This is a genomic window from Methylobacterium sp. DB0501 (genome assembly GCF_011043735.1).
Classification (GTDB): Bacteria; Pseudomonadota; Alphaproteobacteria; order Rhizobiales; family Beijerinckiaceae; genus Methylobacterium; species Methylobacterium alsaeris.
Genome location: NZ_JAAKGV010000064.1, coordinates 1 through 3,088 on the forward strand (window position 1 = coordinate 1; position 3,088 = coordinate 3,088).

At 70.4% G+C, this 3,088-nt stretch carries 2 protein-coding genes; both read right to left on the reverse strand.

Annotated elements, in window-relative coordinates; all coding sequences use genetic code 11:
- The coding region (locus G4G93_RS35230) for an HlyD family type I secretion periplasmic adaptor subunit (protein WP_165091954.1) at nt 1-1,202 on the reverse strand (1,202 nt) is incomplete at its 3' end.
- A partial coding sequence (locus G4G93_RS35235) for a type I secretion system permease/ATPase (RefSeq protein ID WP_165091956.1) occupies nt 1,199-3,088 on the reverse strand: 1,890 nt, incomplete at its 5' end. The genes G4G93_RS35230 and G4G93_RS35235, both read right to left, overlap by 4 nt.

Consider the following 3,088-nt stretch of genomic DNA (forward strand, 5'->3'; position numbering starts at 1 on the left):
CCGTAGCGGGTGAACGGGAAGGCGTCGATCTTCACCACCGCCTCCTGCCCCGGCAGCACGAACCCGATATCCTTGTTCTGCACCTGCGCCTCGACCTCGATCGGACCGTCCGTCGGCACCACCACCATCAGCGGCTGGCCCGCCGTCACCACCTGCCCCAGCGTCGTCACCGCCAGCTGCTGCACCGTCCCGGAGATCGGCGCCTTGAGCGTCGTCCGCTCGCGCTTGAGCTGCGCCTTCACCACGTCCTGCACCAGCGCGTCGCGCTTCTGCGCCGCTTCCGTCAGCGCCTGGTACTGCCGCGCCACCGTCTCGCTGGTCAGCTGCGCGATGCGACGCTGCAGCGAGGTCGCCGCCGCCTTYGCCTCGCTCAGCTGCCCGCGGTCGTAGGCGAGGTCGGCCGCGACCTGCTCGACCTGCTGCACCGCGTCGATCACCGCCGCCCGCGTCCCCGCCGCCCTCGCCACCAGGGTCTCGCGCATCTCGGCGCGCTCCTTCAGCACCGCCTGCAGCCGCATCCGCGCCGCGATGCTGGCCCCGAAGCGCTCCTGCGTCGCCACCTTCTCGGCGAGCTGCGCCTCGAACGCCTCGCGGGTGGTGGCGTACTGGCCGATCTCGGCCAGCATCGCGCCTTCCTCCCGCGCCCGCACCGCCGGCGGCACCGCGGCCGGGAARTCCACCTTGATCGTCGGCAGGTTCCTCTCCACCGCCTCGATCGTGGCGCGCCGCCGCGCGATCTGCGCCTCCAACGCCGCGAGGTCGCCCCGGCGCGAGGACAGGTCGGCCTCGGCTTCCGTCGGCTCGAGCGTCAGCAGCACGTCCCCGGCCTCGACCCGGCTGCCGTTCTCCACCGACACGGTCTGSACCTTGCCGGTGTCGAAGGGCTGCACGACCTTCGAGCGCCCCGAGGGCTGGATGCGGGCGGTSGCCACCGCGTGGATGTCGATCYKSGCGAAGATGCTCCACACGAGCGCCGCCCCGAACATCAGGCACAGCACCCAGGTGAACACCGTCGCGTAGGGCGAGGGCGGGGTGTCGAGGATCTCGAGATGGGCCGGCAGGAACTCCTGGTCGGARCGGTCGTCGGCGAGCCGCCGCACCCGCTCGGTCAGGCCGCGCGGGCTGAAGCGGGCCGGCGGCGGGGCGCCGCGCCGCGGGGCCGGCAGGTTGTCGGGGGAAGCGGGGTGCGGGTTGGCGCTCACGCGGCCTCTCCCTTGCTCAAGCCGTGGTCGGATTGCAGGCGCCAGAGCCGGCCGTAGAGCGAGGCCGGCCGCTCGACCAGYTCGCGGTGGGTGCCRTCCTCGACGATCCGCCCCTCCTGCACGGCGATGATCCGGTCGCAGATCCGCACCGCCGCCAGCCGATGGGCGATGATGATCACCGTGCGSCCGCGCACGATGTGCTTCATGTTSTCCTGGATGATCCGCTCGCTCTCGTAGTCCAGCGCCGAGGTCGCCTCGTCCAGGATCAGGATCCGCGGGTTGGTGGCCAAAGCCCGGGCGATCGCCAGCCGCTGGCGCTGCCCGCCCGACAGGTTGGCGCCGCGCTCCTCGATCGGCGTGTCGTAGCCGAGCGGCAGCCGGTTGATGAACTCGTCGGCCCCGGCGAGSCGSGCCACCTGCATCACCTGCGCCCGCGACAGGCCCGGATTGGCCAGCGCGATGTTCTCGAACACCGTCTTGTTGAACAGCAGGTTCTCCTGCAGCACCACGCCGATCTGGCGCCGCAGCCAGGCCGGRTCGACCTGGGCGATGTCGACGCCGTCGACCAGTACCTGGCCCTTCTCCGGCACGTAGAGCCGCTGCAAGAGCTTGGTGAAGGTCGACTTGCCCGAGCCCGACGGCCCGACGATGCCGAGGACCTGGCCGGCCGGGATGTCGAGGCTGACGTCCTTGAGCACCTCCGGCGTGCCGGGCTGGTAGCGGAACGACACGCCGCGCACCGTGACCTGGCCCTTGGCCGGCGGCAGGTGGGCCTGRGCSAGCGCSCGGGTCTCGGGCGGGCAGTTGAGCACGTCGCCGAGGCGCTCGAGCGACACCTTGACCTGCTGGAAGTCCTGCCAGAGCTGGGACAGGCGCAGGATCGGGGCGGTGACCTGGCCCATGATCATGTTGAAGGCGATCAGGCTGCCGACGGTCAGCTCGCCGTTCATCACCGCGTAGGCGCCGAAGAACAGCACGAGCGCGGTGGTGACCTTGGAGATGTACTGGATCGCGTTCTGGCCGAGGCTGGCGACGAGGCCGGCGACGAACGAGGTCTTGACGTAGGCGGCGAGGCGCTCCTCCCAYTGGCTCTTGAGGGTGGGCTCGACGGCGAGGGCCTTGACGGTGTGGATGCCGACCACCGACTCGATCAGGAACTGGCTCGACAGGGCCGAGCGGTTGAAGCGCTCGAGGGTCTTGTCGCGCAGGATCGGCCGCAGCAGCACCGCCACCARGATGTAGCACGGGATCGACAGGGTGACGATCAGCGCCAGCAGCGGCGARTAGAAGTASAGGATCGCCAGGAAGAGCAGCGTGAACGGCACGTCGATCGCCGAGGTCAGCGCCTGTCCGGTGAGGAAGTTGCGCACCGTCTCGAGCTCGCGCACGCGGGCGACGGTCTGKCCGGCGGGCCGGGTCTCGAAGTAGCCGAGCGGCAGGCGCATCAGGTGGTCGAACAGGCGGGCGCCGAGCTCGACGTCGATGCGGCTGGCSGTRTGGGTGAGGATGTAGCCGCGCAGGTATTGCAGCACGACGTGGAACAGGCCGAGCACCACGAGGCCGACGGCGACGAGGGTGAGGGTGGAGTAGCCGCGGTGGACCAGGACCTTGTCGATGGTGATCTGGAAGAAGATCGGGGTGATGAGGGCGCAGAGCTGGATGAACAGCGAGGCGACGAGCACGGTGGCGAGCGGCCTGCGGTAGCGCCAGACGGAGGGGACGAACCAGGTCAGGCCGAACTTGTGCAGGGCGGTCTGGAGGTTGGCGCGTCGGGCGACGAGCACGATGGTGCCGGTCCATCGGGGCAGGAAGGCGTCGGGCTCGACGTGGTCGGCGGTGCGGGCGACGGGATCGATGATGCGCAGCTTGCCGTCCTCGAAGCGGCG